This is a genomic window from Herbiconiux sp. 11R-BC, assembly GCF_049472555.1.
GTDB lineage: Bacteria > Actinomycetota > Actinomycetes > Actinomycetales > Microbacteriaceae > Herbiconiux.
Genome location: NZ_JBCEBO010000001.1, coordinates 361766 through 376947, shown reverse-complemented (window position 1 = coordinate 376947; position 15182 = coordinate 361766). Strand labels below are relative to the sequence as shown.

Annotated in this window: 15 protein-coding genes; 9 read left to right on the top strand and 6 right to left on the bottom strand. The window is 71.7% G+C overall.

Annotation, left to right across the window (positions count from 1 at the left end):
* Window positions 1-6 precede the first annotated feature (6 nt).
* The 3 genes from VD659_RS01685 to VD659_RS01675 all read left to right on the top strand — a co-directional run bounded on the left by VD659_RS01685 (window position 7) and on the right by VD659_RS01675 (window position 2503).
* Window positions 7-423, top strand: a complete 417-nt coding sequence (locus VD659_RS01685) for a cytidine deaminase (RefSeq protein WP_423259416.1) — start codon at window positions 7-9, stop codon at window positions 421-423.
* Between the two features lie 54 nt (window positions 424-477).
* Entirely contained in the window at window positions 478-1770 is a 1293-nt protein-coding gene (locus tag VD659_RS01680; RefSeq protein WP_423259415.1) for a thymidine phosphorylase, read from the top strand.
* 214 nt (window positions 1771-1984) lie between these two features.
* A complete protein-coding gene (locus VD659_RS01675; RefSeq protein ID WP_423259414.1) occupies window positions 1985-2503 on the top strand; it encodes a DinB family protein in 519 nt (172 codons plus the stop codon).
* Between the two features lie 17 nt (window positions 2504-2520).
* On the opposite strand, the gene VD659_RS01670 is transcribed toward VD659_RS01675, so the two are convergent.
* Entirely contained in the window at window positions 2521-3480 is a 960-nt protein-coding gene (locus VD659_RS01670) for a nucleoside hydrolase (protein ID WP_423259413.1), read from the bottom strand.
* Window positions 3481-3528: 48 nt separating this feature from the next.
* Here VD659_RS01670 and VD659_RS01665 point away from each other — a divergent pair, with 48 nt between their 5' ends.
* Both VD659_RS01665 and VD659_RS01660 read left to right on the top strand, forming a co-directional pair.
* A complete protein-coding gene (locus VD659_RS01665; protein ID WP_423259412.1) occupies window positions 3529-4734 on the top strand; it encodes an adenosylhomocysteinase in 1206 nt (401 codons plus the stop codon).
* 55 nt (window positions 4735-4789) lie between these two features.
* Window positions 4790-5509 (top strand): IclR family transcriptional regulator, encoded by a 720-nt coding sequence (locus VD659_RS01660; RefSeq protein WP_423259411.1) that lies wholly within the window; start codon window positions 4790-4792, stop codon window positions 5507-5509.
* 116 nt (window positions 5510-5625) lie between these two features.
* On the opposite strand, the gene VD659_RS01655 is transcribed toward VD659_RS01660, so the two are convergent.
* The gene (locus VD659_RS01655) at window positions 5626-6960 is read right to left on the bottom strand and encodes a hypothetical protein (protein ID WP_423259410.1); all 1335 of its coding nucleotides are present in this window, start codon (window positions 6958-6960) and stop codon (window positions 5626-5628) included.
* Window positions 6961-7120: 160 nt separating this feature from the next.
* Here VD659_RS01655 and VD659_RS01650 point away from each other — a divergent pair, with 160 nt between their 5' ends.
* Window positions 7121-8242: an adenosine deaminase gene (locus VD659_RS01650; RefSeq protein WP_137836068.1), complete on the top strand. Its 1122-nt coding sequence runs from the start codon at window positions 7121-7123 to the stop codon at window positions 8240-8242.
* A gap of 37 nt (window positions 8243-8279) precedes the next feature.
* Here VD659_RS01650 and VD659_RS01645 read toward each other — a convergent pair whose 3' ends face one another.
* Complete coding sequence (locus tag VD659_RS01645; protein WP_423260033.1) at window positions 8280-8693, bottom strand: VOC family protein; 414 nt, start codon at window positions 8691-8693, stop codon at window positions 8280-8282.
* Window positions 8694-8852: 159 nt separating this feature from the next.
* Between VD659_RS01645 and VD659_RS01640 the strand changes: the two genes are divergently transcribed.
* From VD659_RS01640 to VD659_RS01630, 3 genes are read left to right on the top strand one after another with little or no spacing between them, the layout of a single operon-like run.
* On the top strand, window positions 8853-9848 hold the full coding sequence (locus VD659_RS01640) for a helix-turn-helix transcriptional regulator (RefSeq protein WP_423259409.1): 996 nt from the start codon (window positions 8853-8855) through the stop codon (window positions 9846-9848).
* A gap of 15 nt (window positions 9849-9863) precedes the next feature.
* Window positions 9864-10331, top strand: a complete 468-nt coding sequence (locus tag VD659_RS01635) for a PTS sugar transporter subunit IIA (protein ID WP_423259408.1) — start codon at window positions 9864-9866, stop codon at window positions 10329-10331.
* A gap of 14 nt (window positions 10332-10345) precedes the next feature.
* Complete coding sequence (locus VD659_RS01630) at window positions 10346-10618, top strand: PTS sugar transporter subunit IIB (RefSeq protein WP_423259407.1); 273 nt, start codon at window positions 10346-10348, stop codon at window positions 10616-10618.
* A gap of 24 nt (window positions 10619-10642) precedes the next feature.
* Here VD659_RS01630 and poxB read toward each other — a convergent pair whose 3' ends face one another.
* The 3 genes from poxB to VD659_RS01615 all read right to left on the bottom strand — a co-directional run bounded on the left by poxB (window position 10643) and on the right by VD659_RS01615 (window position 15103).
* Complete coding sequence (poxB, locus tag VD659_RS01625) at window positions 10643-12376, bottom strand: ubiquinone-dependent pyruvate dehydrogenase (protein ID WP_423259406.1); 1734 nt, start codon at window positions 12374-12376, stop codon at window positions 10643-10645.
* Between the two features lie 124 nt (window positions 12377-12500).
* Window positions 12501-14255 (bottom strand): phospho-sugar mutase, encoded by a 1755-nt coding sequence (locus tag VD659_RS01620; RefSeq protein WP_423259405.1) that lies wholly within the window; start codon window positions 14253-14255, stop codon window positions 12501-12503.
* A gap of 14 nt (window positions 14256-14269) precedes the next feature.
* Window positions 14270-15103 carry a purine-nucleoside phosphorylase gene (locus tag VD659_RS01615; protein WP_423259404.1) on the bottom strand — a complete coding sequence of 278 codons (834 nt, stop codon included), beginning with the start codon at window positions 15101-15103 and terminating at the stop codon, window positions 14270-14272.
* Window positions 15104-15182: the final 79 nt, after the last annotated feature.

Genomic DNA, 15182 nt, shown 5'->3' with positions numbered 1-15182 from the left:
AGTGTCATGACCGACATCGATTGGGACGCGCTGCGCGCGGTGGCCCTCGAGGCGATGGAGAAGGCCTACGTGCCCTACTCCAAGTTCCCCGTGGGCGTCGCCGCGATCGTCGACGACGGGCGCGTGATCGCGGGCTGCAACGTGGAGAACGCCTCCTACGGGCTCACCCTGTGCGCCGAATGCACGCTCGTTTCGGCGCTCACCATGACCGGCGGCGGCAAGCTCGTGGCCTTCACCTGCGTCGACGGGCACGGCAACGCGCTGATGCCCTGCGGCCGCTGCCGTCAGCTGCTGTTCGAGCACTCGGCCGAGGGCATGTTGCTCGAGACCGTGTCGGGCATCAAGACGATCGACGAGGTGATCCCGGATGCGTTCGGGCCGCGTACCCTCGTCGAGTACCGCGCCGCCTCCAACGCCGAATAGTCCCCATCCGTTCCACCCGGCTCACCCGGTTCCACCCAGTCAGGAAGCACCACCATGGCCACCGAGCAGTTCGACGTCGTCGACCTCATCCGAACCAAGCGCGACCACGGGGTGCTCAGCACGCCCGAGATCGACTGGCTGATCGACGCCTACACCCGCGGCTTCGTGGGCGACGAGCAGATGGCGGCGCTCGCCATGGCCATCCTGCTGAACGGGATGTCGCGGCAGGAGATCCGCGACCTCACGCTCGCCATGATCGCCTCGGGGGAGCGGATGAGCTTCGCCGGGCTCGGCAAGGTCACCGTCGACAAGCACTCCACCGGCGGGGTGGGCGACAAGATCACCCTGCCGCTGATGCCTCTCGTGGCCTCGTTCGGTGTTGCGGTTCCGCAGCTCTCGGGGCGCGGGCTCGGCCACACCGGAGGCACCCTCGACAAGCTCGAGAGCATCCCCGGGTGGCGCGCCTCGCTCTCGATCGAGGAGATGTTCGCGCAGCTGCGGGACGTCGGCGGCGTCATCTGCGCGGCCGGCTCCGGCCTCGCCCCGGCCGACAAGAAGCTCTACGCCCTGCGCGACATCACCGGCACCGTCGAGGCCATCCCGCTCATCGCCTCGTCGATCATGTCGAAGAAGATCGCCGAGGGCACCGACTCGCTCGTGCTCGACGTGAAGTTCGGCTCGGGCGCCTTCATGCAGGACATCGCGCGCTCGCGGGAGCTGGCCCAGACCATGGTCGACCTCGGCAACGACGCGGGGGTGGCGACAACGGCGCTCCTCACCGACATGAACGTTCCGCTCGGGCTCGCCATCGGCAACGCCAACGAGGTGCGCGAGTCGGTGGAGGTGCTGGCCGGGGGCGGACCCGCGGATGTGGTGGAACTGACGCTCGCACTGGCATCCGAGATGCTGCGGCTCGCCGGGCAGCCGGATGCCGACGTGGCCGAGGCCCTCCGCGACGGGCGGGCGATGGACACCTGGAACCGCGTCATCCGGGCCCAGGGCGGCGACCCCACGGCGCCGCTGCCGGTGGCGCGCGAGACGCACACCGTGGTGGCGGCCTCGTCCGGCGTGCTGCTGCGGCAGGAGGCCCTGCCCTTCGGCATCGCCGCCTGGCGCCTCGGCGCCGGCCGTGCGCGCGCCCAGGATGCGGTGCAGCACGCCGCGGGCATCGACCTGCACGCGAAGCCCGGCGACACCGTGACGGCGGGCCAGCCGCTGTTCACCCTCTCGGCCGACGAGCCGTCCCGCTTCGCGCGCGCCCTCGAGTCGCTCGAGGGCGCCTACGAGATCGGCGCCGCGAGCGACTTCGTCGCGCGCGGCCCCCTCGTCGCCGAGCGCATCTCCTGACCCCCAACCCCTCTCCCCGGCGCCCGGCGCCCGCAAACGACGGAGCTTCGGGCTTCTGACGGACTGAGGCTCCGCCGGTTCTGTGCTGGCGGCTGATCCTCCGTCGTCTCGGGCAGGAGATCTGGCGGCTGGGTTCGGGGAGTTGGCAGGAAGTCGGGCCGGGGTGTCCGGAAGGCGGTGGAGCGGGGCCACGTGCGCGCCGTAGGGTGGCGGCATGGCGATTGTTCCCGACACCAAGAACTGGACCTGGGTTCTCGAGCGCGAGTGCTCCGAGTGCGGTTTTGACTCCTCGGTCACCGCGGCCGAGGAGGTGCCGGCGCTGCTCCGCGCGAACGCGGCGGCCTGGCCGGCGGTGCTGGGCCGTGACGACGTGGCCGTCCGGCCCGACGACACCACCTGGTCGGCCCTCGAGTACGCCGCGCACGTGCGCGACGTCTTCCGCATCTTCCGCGTGCGACTCGCGCTCATGCTCGAGAACGACGGCCCCGAGTTCGCGAACTGGGACCAGGACGCGACCGCCGTCGAGGAGCGCTACAACGAGCAGGATCCCGCCGTCGTCTCCGCCGAGCTGACCGGGGCCGCCGAGGCGTTCGCCGCCGCCATCGAGGCCGTGCCCGATGACGCCTGGGAGCGCACCGGCTTCCGCAGCGACGGCTCGTACTTCACGGTCGACACGCTCGTGCGGTACTTCATCCACGACCCGGTCCATCACCTGCACGACGTGCGGGGCTAGAGCCGGGCCGGCTCCTCTCAGGCCGGGGCGGGCTCGCCGATGCGCTCCAGCGCGTCGACGATGAGCGCCCAGAACTTCGCGTGGTCGAGCTCGACCGCCACCTGCGTGGTGCACGATTCCGGTGCGGGCGCGCGGAAGTCGGCCACCGTCATTCCGAGCGTCAGGGCTCCGGAGAGCTCGACGTCGAGCGGTGTGCGCCGCACGGTCATCACGGAGGGGTCGATCACCCGCGCCACCGCGCAGGGGTCGTGCACGGGCGGATGCTCGAAGCCCTGCGCCGCGAGGTAGGTGGTGCCGAAGAACTCGAGCAGCTCCACCACGAACTGCGCGGGGGAGGTGCCGATCGAGCGGATGCGCTCCACCACATCCGGGGTCGCGAGGGCCTGGTGGGTGAGGTCGAGCCCAACCATGGTGAGCGGCCACGACTCGTTGAACACGATGTGGGCGGCCTCGGGGTCGATGATGATGTTGAACTCGCTCGTGGCGCTCCAGTTTCCGCCGTGGTAGCCGCCACCCATGAGCACCACCTCCTTCACGCGTGGCACGATGCGCGGCTCCTTGCGGGCGGCGAGGGCGATGTTCGTGAGGCCGCCGGTGGGCACCAGGGTGACCGTGCCGGGCTCGTGCGCCATGATCGTGTCGACGATGAGGTCGACGGCGTGGCGCTCGTCGAGCTGGAGCACGGGTTCGGGCAGCTCGGGGCCGTCGAGCCCGGATTCGCCGTGGATGTCGGGGGCCACCTCGACCGTGCGCACGAGCGGCCGCGCGCAGCCGGCGGCGAAGGGGATGCCCGTGATGCCGGCCACCCGCGCCACCGAGAGGGCGTTGCGCGTGACCTTCTCGAGCGTCTGATTGCCGACCACGGTGGTCACGGCGAGGAGCTCGATCGCCGGGTTGCCGTGGGCCAGCAGGAGGGCGATGGCGTCGTCGTGCCCCGGGTCGCAGTCGAGGATGATCTTCGAGGGCTGAGTGGACATGTCCTGAGCATATATGAAATCAACATTCACCTGTGCAATACTCGCTGCATGAACGCAGAGCACACGCCCGGTACGGCCCTCGACGAACTCGCGGCCAAGGGTGCCGCCCGCATCGAGTGGATCCGCTCCCGAATGCCCCTGCTCGCCGCGGCCCGCGCCGAGCTCGCCACCTCGCGCCCGTTCGAGGGGCACCGCATCGGCATGTCGCTGCACATCGAACCGAAGACCGCCGTGCTGCTCGAGACCCTCGCGGCCGGGGGCGCCGAGGTGGTCGGCACCGGTAACCACGGCTCCACGCAGGACGACGTGGTCGCCTTCCTGCGCGGGCAGGGCATGACGATCTTCGGCTCCCGGGACGACACGCTCGAGCAGCACCACGCGAACGTGGCGAGCGTGCTCGACGCCGCCCCCGACATGCTGCTCGACAACGGCGGCGACCTCGCGGCCGGCGTGGTGGCGCGCGGGGTGACCGGCAGCATCCTGGGCGGCACCGAGGAGACCACCTCGGGCGGTGACCGTCTGCGCGGAGAGCTCTCGGGCGCCGTGCCGTTCCCGATGATCGTCATCAACGACTCCCTGCTCAAGGCGATCGGCGAGAACAAGCACGCCGTGGGCCAGTCCGTGGTCGAGAGCTTCATGCGCATCACCAACCTCATGGTGCCGGGGCGCCGCTTCGTGGTGCTCGGCTACGGCTGGTGCGGCCGTGGTGTGGCCCACTACCTGCGGGCGCTCGGTGGCAAGGTCGCCGTGGTGGAGATCGACGAGCTGAAGGCCTTCGAGGCCGCGCTCGACGGCTTCCGGGTCTCGACCGCCGTCGACCTCGCACCCTGGGGCGAGGTGTTCATCACCGCCACCGGCCACGCGAAGGTGCTCACCATGGAGGCCGTCGAGCGGATGGCCGACGGCGCCGTGCTGGCCAACTGCGGCCACTTCCCGTGGGAGATCGACGTCGAGTCGCTGCGTGCCGCCGCGGTGACCACCCGAGAGGTCGACGACGCCATCGAGCGCATCGAGCTGCCGAACGGCCGCCACGTGGTGCTCATCGCGGGCGGCCGCATGTTCAACCTCGCCGGGCGCGAGCCCAAGGGAAACTCGCTCGAGTCGATGGATCTCGGCTTCCTGCTGCAGACCCTCTCGCTCGAGCGCGTGGCCACGGCGGCGGCATCCCTCACCCCGGGTGCACAGCCGGTGCCCGACGACATCGACCGCACCATCGCCCGGCGGATGCTCACCGCCATGAACGCCGCGGCCTAGGCGCCGAGCGCCGAGCGCCGAGCAGCGACCTGAGAGACGATCGAGGACCGCCCGCATGCCCCCCGACTACGCCGTCCCCGCCCTCGACAAGGCCCTCGACATCCTCGAGACCCTCGCCGACCGCCCTCACGCCCTCAGCCAGCTCGAGATCGCCCAGGCCGTCGACCGCTCGCCGAGCCAGATCTTCCGCGTGCTCACGACGCTCGAACGCCGCGGGTACCTGCACCGCGATCCGCAGAGCGGCGCGTACTCGCTGTCGCTGCGGCTGTTCGACCTCTCCCACCGCCAGGAACCACTGCGCTCGCTGACGGATGCGGCCCTCGGCCCGATGCGCGAACTCGCGAATGCCACGGGCCAGTCCTGCAACCTCAGCGTGCTCGAGAGCGGCGGGGTGCGCGTGGTCGCGCAGGTCGAGAGCCCGGGCGACTTCGGCTACCGGGTGCGCGTGGGCGCGCTCTTCCCGCTCGAGACCACGGCGACGGGGGCCGTGCTCGCCGCTTTCGACGCGAGCCGCGCCGCGCCGCAGGAGGCGGCGGAGGGAGAGCCGGATGCGCCGGGCCGCGCCATCCGCGACGACGGCTTCCTGGAGCGCCCTGACCCGCTGCAGCCCTCCATCACCGATGTCGTGTTCCCCGTGCTCAACCGCGAGCGGGCGGCGCTCGCCGCTCTCACCGTGCCCTACGTGGCTACGAGCTTCAGCGCGGTTCCGGCAGCCCGGGTGCGCGAGCTCGCGAGCACGGCCGCCGCACGCATCACCGAGGCGCTCGGTCTGTAGCCCGAGCGCACGCAGCGGGCGGGCGGGCGCGCATCCGTCGGCGAGCGATCCCGCCGTCGGGCGCAGCGGCTCAGCGGCTCAGAGGCTCAGAGGCTCAGAGGCTCAGGCCCGGGATCTCAGACGCACTGAGCGGCGACCGCGATCTGCTCGTCACTCGGACGGCCGTAGGCCTCGATGCCGGCTCCGGGCAGGTCGAAGCCCTGGCTGATGGCCCACGCGGTGGCCCACATCTCGTGGTCCTGCGCGAAGGCGGGCCCCTCGAAGAGCGAGCGGCATCCGGGGCGAACCACCTGCGCGTGCCCCACCTCGTGGGTCACGAGGGCGCGGGCGTTGTCGTCGTCGCTCCAGTCCTCCTCCACAGGGAAGTTGAGGCTGATCGTGGCCCAGCCGCCGTCGCCGTCCCACATCTCCGCCGTGCCCGAGAGCCAGCCCTCGCCGCGCCCCGACACCTCGGCGGCCCACACGAAATCGAGCGTCACGCCACGGCTGATCGACCGGGCGTAGGCCTCGATCTCGTTCCGCACCGCCAGCGCGGGGTCGGCGGCCTCCGCGGCCTCGGTGACCGCCGAGTCGGCGACCGCGCGCTCCGCGGCGGCGATCGAGGCGAGCAGGGCGGCGTCGTGCGACAATCGCAGCCCGGGATCGTCGGCCACCTCGATGATCCGGGTGAGCGCCACCTGCAAGGCCTTCGTCGAGAGGGCGCTCGCCGCGATCGTGTCGCGGCCGTGCGCGGCGACGGAGGAGAAGTAGGCGGTCTCGGCGGTCTCGAGAGCCTTCTCCGCAGCAGCGGCAGCGCTCGTGTCGGCGACGAGCGCCTCGGTGGAGGAGGTGGCCCGGGCGGCCCGGGCGTCGGCCTCCGAGGTCTCGGCCATCAGCTGCCACGGTGGGGTGTAGCCCTCCGCACCCGGGGCGGAAGACTCCGTCGGCGCACCCGTCGCCGGGGGAGCGCCGGCCTCGGAGGCCGCCGCTGCGGCGACGGAATCCGGATGCGCCGCCACCGTCTCGCGGATCGACGCGAACGCGGCGACGGCGGACCGGAACGGCTCCGCCTGGGCGGGGCCCTGCGCCGCGAATTCGGGAGCCGCCACGACGCTCTGCACCCGGCCGAGCTGACCGTCGACGCTGCGCATCCGGGCGTCGAAGGCCTTCTCGGCCGAGCTCTGCTCCGCGATCGCGGAAGAGAGGCGGTTCTGTGCCTCGTCGGCCTGCGCTCGGGCGAACACACTCCAGCCCCAGAACGCGCCCGCGAGCACCCCGGCGGCCGCGAGCGACACCCCGGCGACGAGGAGCGGGCGCCGGGCGCGGCGTCGTGCGCCGGCCGTTCCCTCGAGGTCGTCGATGCCGTCGGGCGCTGCGCCGGCGCCGGCTGTGTGCACGCCCTCGGCCGGCTCATCGAGCGCCGTCGGCGGGAATTCGGGCAGCCGGGCAGGGCCGGGCAGGTCGGTGCTCATCGGGGGGTCCTCTCGATCCGCGTGCTGTCGCGGTGCGCTCATCCTAGACAGGAATGCCACGCCTGTCGGTCAGGCGCAGGCCGGACGCGCTCTCGCCCTCGCTCTCCCCCGAGCGCATCGCGCACCCCCACGGGACCATCGCGCACCCTAGGCTGGAGCCATGAACTCGAGCTCTGAGGAATACCTCGTCCCCGGCACCGCGATCAGCTTCAACTCGCTGCCGAAAGTCTCCCTGCACGACCACCTCGACGGGGGCCTCCGCGCCGCCACCATCATCGAGCTCGCGGATGCGATCGGCTTCGCCGTGCCCTCGACCGACGAGATCGAGCTGGCCGACTGGTTCGAGGACAGCGCCGACTCCGGCTCGCTGCCGAGCTACCTGGCCACCTTCGACGTCACCATCGGCGTGATGCAGACCCGCGAAGGGCTGCAGCGCGTGGCCCGCGAGTTCGTGAACGACCTCGTCGACGACGGCGTGATCTACGGCGAGGTGCGCTGGGCGCCCGAGCAGCACCTGCAGCGCGGACTCAGCCTCGACGAGGTGGTGGAGGCCGTGCAGGAGGGCATCGAGCAGGGCACGGATGACGCCCGCGCGGCCGGCCGCAGCATCCGTGTCGGGCAGCTGGTCACCGCCATGCGCCATGCGAACCGCGGTCTCGAGATCGCCGAGCTCGCCGTGCGCCACCGCGACCGCGGCGTCGTCGGCTTCGACATCGCCGGCGCCGAACTCGGCTTCCCGCCGAAGAACCAGCTCGCCGCCTTCGACTACCTCGCACAGAACTTCTTCCCCGTCACGGTGCACGCCGGCGAGGCCGACGGCCTCGACAGCATCCGCGGCGCCCTCTTCGACGGCCGCGCGCTGCGCCTCGGCCACGGCGTGCGCATCGCCGAGGACATCGAGATCGAGCGCCAGGACGACGACAACACCTACGTCTCGCTGGGTCTGCTCGCCCAGTGGGTGAAGGACCGCGAGATCGCCCTCGAGCTCTCGCCCTCGTCGAACCTGCAGACCGGCGCGATCGCGGAGTGGGGCGACGACCTCGTCGACCACCCCTTCGACCTGCTCTACCAGCTCGGCTTCCAGGTGACCGTGAACACCGACAACCGCCTGATGAGCAACACCACCATCAGCCGCGAGCTCGCCCTGCTGACGGATGCCTTCGGTTACGACCTCAGCGACATCGAGGTGTTCCAGCTCAACGCCGCCGCCGCGACCTTCCTGCCGATCGAAGATCGTGAAGACCTCGCCGACGCCATCTCCGAGGGCTTCGAAGAAGCCTAGGCAGCGCTCCGCCGCCGGGACCGGGCCGCACGAGAGGTCAGTTCGACACGACCCCGTTCGCGGCCTGGTACTCGGCGAGCTTCGCGTAGTCGGGCAGCTGCTGCAGCGCCCAGGTGTTGCCGTCGGGGTCGGCGAAGGTCACGAAGCGGCCCCAGGCCTGCTCGTCGACCTCGCTGCACTCGACGCCGTTCGCGAGCAGGTGTGCGCGGGCCTCGTCGGCATCCGGAACCACCACCTGCACGCCCCGCTGCGAGCCGGGCGCCATGTCGGTGATGCCGCGACCGAGCGCGATCGAGCAGGCCGAGCCCGGCGGCGTGAGCTGCACGAAGCGGATCTCGTCGCTGACGGTGGAGTCGTGGTCGGCGTGGAAGCCCACCTGCTCGGCGTAGAAGCGCTTGGCGCGGTCGATGTCGGTGACGGGGATGAAGACGACTTCGATCTTCCAGTCCATGGCCGGTTTCCTTTCGTGAAGCGGATGCCCGTGGCCGGCGAACAGAGCCCGCATCGCGAACGAGACGGAGACGGCGACGGCCGGAGCGAGCGTTGACATGGCCTGAGTCTAGGAAGCAATGAGGACAGTTCCTGTCCGCTTCTCGGGCAGAATCGGAGCATGGCGGAAACGACCTCGCGCATCCTGAGTTTGCTCAATCTGCTGCAGACGCACCGGCAGTGGCCGGGGGGCGAGCTCGCGCAGCGGCTCGGTGTGACCGCCCGCACCCTGCGGCGCGACATCGAGCGCCTGCGCGAACTCGGCTATCGCGTGGAAGCCACGCGAGGGGTCACCGGCGGCTACCGGCTCGAGGCGGGCACCCAGATGCCGCCCCTGCTGCTCACCGGCGACGAGGCGGTGACCATGGCCATCGGTCTTCGGGTGGCCGCGGCCACCGGGCTCGTCGACGGCGAGCAGACCACGCTGAGCGCCCTAGCGAAGTTCGAGCAGGTGCTGCCCGCCGAGCTGCGGCAGCGGGTGAGCGCGCTGAGCGCCTCCGTGCAGCCGCTGACAGCCGGGAGGCGCGGTGCGCCGGTCTCGCACGACCTGCTCGGAGTGCTCGCGCTGGCCTGCCGCGACCGGGCGCGCATCCGTTTCCACTACGTCGCCGGCGACGGTGCCGAGACCGACCGCCTGGTGGAGCCGCACACGCTCGTGAGCGCGGCCCGCAGCTGGTTCTTCCTCTGCTGGGACCTGCAGCGCGACGACTGGCGCACCTTTCGCGTCGACCGCATGAGCGCGTTCTTCGGCACCCGCGTGCACTTCGAGCCCCGTGAGCTGCCGGCGAAGGATGCCGCCGCCTACGTGGCGCAGGCGATGGCGGGCCTCGGCCGCCGGCACAGCGCCGAGGTGCGGTTGAGCATTCCGCTGGCCGAGTTGCAGCGCCGCCTGGGGCCTTACGCGAACGGCGCGCGGGCGATCGACGCGCGCACCAGCGGCTGGCCGCTGCACGGCGACAGCTACGAGAGCATGCTCGCCTCGATCGCCTGGATCCCGGCCGACCTCGACTACGAGCTGCGCGGCTCACCGGAATTCCTCGCCTTCGTGCGAGCGGCGGCAGAGCGGATGCTCGGGGCGGGTGCAGCGGACTCCCTGGTTCCGTCGGGCGCGGACTGAGATACTTCAGGAACGATGACGTCGACACCCCCCTCGCTCGAGCAGCTCCCCGACCCGGCCATCGTGCTCCGGGCCACCGCACCGGACTGGCGTTCGGCCATCCGGGTCGCGGCAGGCGCCTTCGAGGTGTCGGGCATGGCCGACGAGTCGTACGGCGACCGCATGATCGCCCTCGTCGAGGAGTACGGCCCCTACATCGTGATCGCCCCCGGCCTCGCCATGGCGCACGCGCGACCGGGGCCGGATGTGCACCGCGCCGGCATGGTGCTCGTCACGCTCGCGGAGCCGGTGGCCTTCGGCCACGCGCACAACGACCCCGTGTCGGTGGTGCTGGGGCTCGCCGCCACCGAGGCCGACCAGCACGTCGCCGCCGTCGCCGCCCTGGCGAACGTGTTCAACGACGAGGCGCTCGTGCCGGCGCTCGCCGCCGCCACCTCGAAGGACGAGGTGCGGAGTCTGCTCGGGGCCACCGCGGCCGGGTGACCTATCCTGAAGACATGAAGATCGTCGCCATCTGCGGTGCGGGAATCGGCACCTCCGAGATCCTGCGGGTGAACGCCGTGCGCGCGCTCGAGCGGCTCGGCATCGACGCCGAGGTCACCGCCACGGATGCGGCGAGCGTCGGCGTCGCGGCGGCCGACGCGCAGGTCATCCTGACCTCGGCCGAACTCGTGTCGGCGGTCGGCCGCACCAACGCCGACGTCGTGGTGATCGAGAACTACTTCGACCTCGACGAGATCACGGCGAAGCTCGAGCTCGCCGTCGGCTGATCCGGCGGTGCCGCCGGCCGCTGCTCAGTCGAACAGCCGCCGGAACACGTTGGTGTCGGCGAGGTCGACGAGCTCGTCGCCCCGGCCCGACATGATGGTGCGGATGGCGTAGAGCCCGAAGCCCTTCACCTGCTGCGCGCTGATCGCGGGCGGCACCGACAGCTCCTGCCGCGCCGTCACGACGTCGACGAGCGCGGGGCCGTCGTGGGCGAACGCCGCCCGCAGGGCTCCTTCGAGATCGTCGGGCTTCTCGACCCGCTGTCCGAAGATGTCCAGGGCGGTGGCGACGGCGGCGAAGTCGGGGTTCTCGAGCCCGGTGCCGAAGTTCACGAAGCCCGCCGCCTTCATCTCCAGCTCGACGAAGTTGAGCGAGGAGTTGTTGAACACCACGATCTTCACCGGGAGCTTGTTCTGCCGGATGGTGAGCAGCTCGCCGAAGAGCATCGCGAGCCCGCCGTCGCCCGAGAGCGCCACCACCTGGCGGCCCGGATACGCCGACTGCGCCCCGATGGCGTGCGGCACCGCGTTCGCCATGGTGCCGTGGCTGAAGGAGCCGATCAGCCGGCGCGACCCGTTCATCCGCAGGTAGCGGGCCGCCCACACGACGGGGGAGCCGACATCCGGGATGAACACGGCGTCCTCACTCGCGAGCTCACTCACGAGCCGGGCCACGTACTGCGGGTGGATGGGGGTGCGATTGTGGTCGTTGTCGGCGAGACCGTCGAGCTCCTTGCGGGTCTTCGCGTAGTGCGCGAGCGAGGAGTCGAGGTGGCGGCGGCTGCTCTTCGCTTCGAGCAGAGGCAGCAGGGCGTCGATCGTGTCGCCCACGTCACCCACCAGGCCCAGGTCGATCGGCGTGCGCGCCCCGAGCCGCTCGCCGCGGATGTCGACCTGGATGACCGTCGCCTTCGAGGGGTAGAACTGGGGGTAGGGGAAGTCGGTGCCGAGCATGAGCAGCACTTCGCAGCTCTCCATCGCGCGGTAGCCGGAGGAGAAGCCCAGGAGGCCCGTCATGCCCACGTCGTAGGGGTTGTCGTACTCGAGAAACTCCTTGCCGCGCAGCGCGTGCACGATCGGCGCTTTGAGCGTCTCGGCGAGGGCGAGCACCTTCGCATGCGCGCCCTCGGTCCCGGCCCCTCCCAGGATCGTCACCTTCTTCGCCCGGTTCAGGATGCCGGCGGCGCGCTCGAGCTCCGCATCGCCGGGGCGCACCACGCTCTGCGTCGCGAGGATGGGCGCCGACTTCGGACGGCCCGCGCTCGCCTGCAGGAAGATCTCGCCCGGCACCACCACCACAGCCACCCCGCGCCGCTCGACGGCGGCCCGCATCGCGATCTCGAGCACGCGGGGGAGCTGCTCGGGCACGCTCACGAGCTCGGTGTAGACGCTGCACTCGCGGAAGAGCTCCTGCGGGTGCGTCTCCTGGAAGTAGTTCGACCCGATCTCGCTCGCCGGGATCTGCGCGGCGATCGCGAGCACGGGCACCCGGCTGCGGTTGGCGTCGAAGAGCCCGTTGATGAGGTGCAGGTTGCCGGGCCCGCAGCTGCCGGCGCAGACCGCCAGGCCGCCCGTGAGCGCGGCCTCGGCCGCCGCGGCGAAGGCTGCGGCCTCCTCGTGCCGCACGTGCGCCCAGGTGACGCTGCCGTGGCGACGGATGGCGTCGGTGAAGCCGTTGAGGGAGTCTCCGGGCAGGCCGTAGATCCGCTCCACTCCGGCGTCGGCGATGATCTCGACCATGGTGTCGGCGATTGTGCTCATGCTCCGACGCTACGGGGAGATCGCGCTGGGCGCATCCGTTGATCGTCGCAAGATCGATCGGATGCGCCCGGCATCGAGCCGCGAGCGGAGGCCGGCGAGCAGCGGGCCGCGGGGCCTGTGCGGGTCAGGCCACGCGGGCGCGCATGCCGGCGTCGAGCGCCGCGAGCGTCGCCTCGGCGTGCGCGCGCCGCTCGGCCACCGTCCCCTCGGTGCTCCACGCGTCGAGGTACACCTTCAGCTTCGGCTCGGTGCCGCTCGGCCGCACCATCACGCGGGCGCCGGGCAGCAGGATGCGCAGCACGTCGCTCGGGGGCACATCGCCCTCGCCGTGGGAGAGGTCGTCGATGCGCTCCACGGGCAGGCCGCCGATCTCGGTGGGCGGGTCGCTTCGCAACGCGGCCATCACCCGGTCGATGTCGGCGAGGTCGGTCACGCGCACCGAGATCTGCTGCGAGGCGTAGTGGCCGAAGCGCGCGGCGAACTCGTCGAGCCGGTCGGCGATCGTGCGGCCGGAGGCGGCGAGGGTATCGGCGAGGTCGAGGAAGGCGATCGCCGCCGAGATGCCGTCCTTGTCGCGCACGGTCTCGGGGTTCACGAGGTAGCCGAGCGCCTCCTCGTAGCCGAACACGAGGCCCGGGGTGCGGGAGACCCACTTGAAGCCGGTGAGGGTCTCGGCGAAGCCGAGCCCGTGGTCGCGCGCCACCGCGCCGAGGGCGGGGGAGGAGACGATGGAGCAGGCGAGGGCGGCGGGCAGGCCGTCCGAGCCCGTACCGCCGGCGGCGACGGCGGCCTCGGCCGCGCGCCAGCCGAGCAGCTGGCCCACCTCGTTGCCGCTCAGGCGGCGGTAGCCCTCGGCCTCGCGGTCGTCGGGCACGGCGATGGCCAGGCGGTCGGCGTCGGGGTCGTTGGCGATGATGAGCTGCGCCCCCGTCGCGCGTGCCCGTGCGTAGGAGAGGTCGAGGGCGCCGGGCTCCTCGGGGTTGGGGAACGCCACGGTGGGGAAGGCGGGGTCGGGCTCGATCTGCTCGGTCACGAGCGCGGGCGCCGGGAAGCCGGCCCGCTCGAGCACGCGCGCGAAGGTCTCCCAGCCCACCCCGTGCATGGCCGTGTAGACCACGCTGAGCGGGGGCGCATTCGTCGACGGGCGATGCGACGAGAGTGCAGCGGTGGCCTCGACGTACCGCTCGACCAGGCTCTCCGGCGCGATCTCGTAGTCGCTCGAGCGCGGCAGCTCCGGAACGGTCGTCGAGCCGGCCACGCGCAGGATCTGGGCGGCGATCTCGCCGTCGGCGGGCGGAACGATCTGCGAGCCGTGGTCGGCGTCGCCGAGGTAGACCTTGTAGCCGTTGTCGCGCGGCGGGTTGTGCGAGGCCGTCACCATCACGCCCGCGCTCACCTCGAGCTCGCGCACGGCGAACGCCACGAGCGGGGTCGGCAGCAGGCGCGGCAGCAGCACGGCACGCACACCCGCTCCCGCCATGATCTCGGCCGTGTCGATCGCGAAGACGCGGGAGTTCTTGCGGCCGTCGTAGCCGATCACCACCGAGGGGCGGGTTCCCGGATGCGCCCGCTCGAGCAGGAACGCGGCGAGGCCGGCCGCGGCCTGCGACACGAGCACGCGGTTCATGCGGTTGGGGCCAGCCGCGAGCTCGCCGCGCAGGCCCGCCGTGCCGAAGGCGAGGCGGCTGCCGAAGCGCGAGCGCAGCTCCTCGGCGGCGCCCGGCAGGCTCGAGCCCACGCGGCGCAGCAGCGCGGCGAGCTCGTCGTGGGTCTCGGGGTCGGGGTCTTGGGCCATCCAGGCCAGCGCCGACTCCACCAGCAGCTCCACGTCGTTCGGCGACTCGTCGGAGCCGGCGGCGGGGGTGCTCTCGGTGCTCATGGTGCTCTCCGAGATCACAGGGTGGCGACGACCCGGGCGAGCAGGTCGCCGATGGCCGCCTCGGCGTTCTTGCCGGCCTCGATCACCTCGGCGTGGCTGAGCGGGGTCTTCTGGATGCCGGCGGCGAGGTTGGTGATGAGCGAGAAGCCGAGGATCTCCATGCCGGCCTGGCGCGCGGCGATGGCCTCGAGGGCCGTCGACATGCCGACGATGTGGCCGCCGACGGCCTTCGCCATCTGCACCTCGGCCGGCGTCTCGTACTGCGGGCCACGGAACTGCACGTACACGCCCTCGTCGAGGCTGGCATCCACCGTGCGGGCGAGCTCGCGCAGGCGCGTGGAGTAGAGGTCGGTGAGGTCGACGAAGGTCGCACCCTCCAGCGGGGAGTCGAAGGTCAGGTTGATGTGGTCGCTGATGAGCACGGGGGTGCCGGGGGTCCAGCTCTCCTTGATGCCGCCCGCGCCGTTCGTGAGCACCATGATCTTCGCGCCCGTGGCGGCCGCGGTGCGCACGCTGTGCACCACGCGGCGCACCCCGTGGCCCTCGTAGTAGTGGGTGCGCGCGCCGATCACGAGCGCGTGCTTGCCGTTCGGCAGCAGGATCGAGCGCAGCGTGCCCACGTGCCCCGGGACGGCGGGCATGCCGAAGCCCACGACGTCGGTGGCGGGAACGTTCGCCACGGTCTCGCCGAGGAGGTCGGCGGCCCGGCCCCAGCCGCTGCCGAGGGTGAGGGCGATGTCGTGGCGTTCGACACCGGTCAGCTCGGCGATCTGCGCGGCGGCTTCGCGGGCGACATCGAAGGGATCGGTGTCGGGCAGGTCGAGCGGATTGGGGAGGGAGGTAGACATCCCTCCACTCTATTCATTCGGGCGGCGGGCCGCTCCGGGGGGCGGCCGTTCGCCATCCGTTGGTTTGGCGGCACTGCGG

What these genes read in the sequence shown, in the direction of transcription:
- VD659_RS01685 (WP_423259416.1), top strand. Translation starts at nt 7, where the DNA reads ATGACCGACATCGATTGGGACGCGCTGCGCGCGGTGGCCCTCGAGGCG.
- VD659_RS01680 (WP_423259415.1), top strand. Translation starts at nt 478, where the DNA reads ATGGCCACCGAGCAGTTCGACGTCGTCGACCTCATCCGAACCAAGCGC.
- VD659_RS01675 (WP_423259414.1), top strand. Translation starts at nt 1,985, where the DNA reads ATGGCGATTGTTCCCGACACCAAGAACTGGACCTGGGTTCTCGAGCGC.
- VD659_RS01670 (WP_423259413.1), bottom strand. Translation starts at nt 3,480, where the DNA reads ATGTCCACTCAGCCCTCGAAGATCATCCTCGACTGCGACCCGGGGCAC.
- VD659_RS01665 (WP_423259412.1), top strand. Translation starts at nt 3,529, where the DNA reads ATGAACGCAGAGCACACGCCCGGTACGGCCCTCGACGAACTCGCGGCC.
- VD659_RS01660 (WP_423259411.1), top strand. Translation starts at nt 4,790, where the DNA reads ATGCCCCCCGACTACGCCGTCCCCGCCCTCGACAAGGCCCTCGACATC.
- VD659_RS01655 (WP_423259410.1), bottom strand. Translation starts at nt 6,960, where the DNA reads ATGAGCACCGACCTGCCCGGCCCTGCCCGGCTGCCCGAATTCCCGCCG.
- VD659_RS01650 (WP_137836068.1), top strand. Translation starts at nt 7,121, where the DNA reads ATGAACTCGAGCTCTGAGGAATACCTCGTCCCCGGCACCGCGATCAGC.
- VD659_RS01645 (WP_423260033.1), bottom strand. Translation starts at nt 8,693, where the DNA reads ATGGACTGGAAGATCGAAGTCGTCTTCATCCCCGTCACCGACATCGAC.
- VD659_RS01640 (WP_423259409.1), top strand. Translation starts at nt 8,853, where the DNA reads ATGGCGGAAACGACCTCGCGCATCCTGAGTTTGCTCAATCTGCTGCAG.
- VD659_RS01635 (WP_423259408.1), top strand. Translation starts at nt 9,864, where the DNA reads ATGACGTCGACACCCCCCTCGCTCGAGCAGCTCCCCGACCCGGCCATC.
- VD659_RS01630 (WP_423259407.1), top strand. Translation starts at nt 10,346, where the DNA reads ATGAAGATCGTCGCCATCTGCGGTGCGGGAATCGGCACCTCCGAGATC.
- poxB (WP_423259406.1), bottom strand. Translation starts at nt 12,376, where the DNA reads ATGAGCACAATCGCCGACACCATGGTCGAGATCATCGCCGACGCCGGA.
- VD659_RS01620 (WP_423259405.1), bottom strand. Translation starts at nt 14,255, where the DNA reads ATGAGCACCGAGAGCACCCCCGCCGCCGGCTCCGACGAGTCGCCGAAC.
- VD659_RS01615 (WP_423259404.1), bottom strand. Translation starts at nt 15,103, where the DNA reads ATGTCTACCTCCCTCCCCAATCCGCTCGACCTGCCCGACACCGATCCC.